The sequence below is a fragment of the Rhodococcus aerolatus genome (assembly GCF_054783215.1).
Window position 1 is genome coordinate 1 of sequence record NZ_BAAGQZ010000050.1, and the last position, 1,302, is coordinate 1,302.

Here is a 1,302-nt window from a genome sequence, read left to right on the forward strand (position 1 = left end):
GGGCGCGGCCCGCGGGGACCTCGCCGCCGCCCAGGCCGGGCGCACCGCCGCCGAGCAGGCCGCGTCCGCCGCCGAGCGGGCCCGCCTGGTCGCGGTCCGGGCGGTCGCCGACCGCCGGGAGGGCCTGGCCCGCCTCGCCGGTGAGGTCGACACGCTGCGCTCCCGGGTGGAGTCCGGCGACGCCGAGCTGGCCCGCCTCGCCGACACCGAGACGGCGGCGCGGGAGCGGGCCGCCGCCGCGCTCGCCGAGCAGACCGACGCGCAGGACGAGGCCGGGGCGCTCGAGGCCGGGGAGCAGGGCCTGGACCACCAGCACGAGCGGTCCCTGGCCGAGCACGCCGCCGCCGCCGCGCGCGTCGCCGAGCTGACCGCCGCCGAGCGCACCGCCGCGCAGGACGTCGCCTCCGGCCGGGCCCGGGTGGAGGCGCTGGAGCTGGGCCTGGCCCGCCGCGACGGCACCGCGTGGCTGCTCGCGCTGCCCGACGGCGCCGGGCTGGGCCGCGCCCTGAGCGACGCGCTGACCGTCACCCCCGGCTGGGAGGGGGCGGTCGCCGCGGCGCTGGGGCCCGACGCCGACGCGCTGCTGGCCACCGGCACCCCCGCCGGGGTCGCGGCGGTCCGGGCGCTCAAGGAGGCCGACGGCGGCCGCGCCGGGCTCGTCGTCACCGGGACCCCGCCGGCCGCCCCACCCCCGGACCGCGCCGCCCTGCCCGACGGCGCCCGGTGGGCCCTCGACCTCGTCGAGCCCGCCCCCGGCCTCGCCGGTGCGCTCACCGCCGTCCTCGGCGGGGTCGTCGCCGTCGCCGACCTCGACGCCGCGTCCGCCCTCGTCGCCGACCGCCCCGGGCTCACGGCCGTCACCCCGGACGGCGACCTCGTCGGCTCGGGGTGGGTGGTCGGGGGCTCCGACCGGGCCCCGTCCACCCTCGAGGTCCAGGCGGCCGTCGACGCCGCCACCGCCACCCTGGAGGCCGCGCGCGCCCGGGTCGGCGAGCTCGAGGCGACGCTCGGGGCCGCCCGGGAGGACGAGGCCGCGCGCGCGGAGGTCGCCGAGCAGACCCTGGCCGCGCTGCACGAGTCCGACGCCGAGCACGCCGCCGTGGCCGAGCGGTTCGCCCGGCTCGGGCAGCCGGCCCGGGCCGCGGAGTCCGAGGCGGGCCGCGTCGGCGAGCAGCGCGCCCGGCTGGAGGACACCCGCCGCGCCGCCACCGAGCGGCTGGCCGAGGTGGAGGCGCTGCTCGCCGCCGCCTGGGCCGAGCTGGTGGCGGCCGCTGCCCGCGACGCCGCCGGGGCGCCCCTCCG

The 1,302-nt window shown here is 83.5% G+C and carries 1 pseudogene; it reads left to right on the forward strand.

Going from position 1 to position 1,302, the window contains the following annotated elements:
- Positions 1-1,302, forward strand: a pseudogene (locus ACYVOF_RS18860) (chromosome segregation protein SMC); the annotation flags it as partial.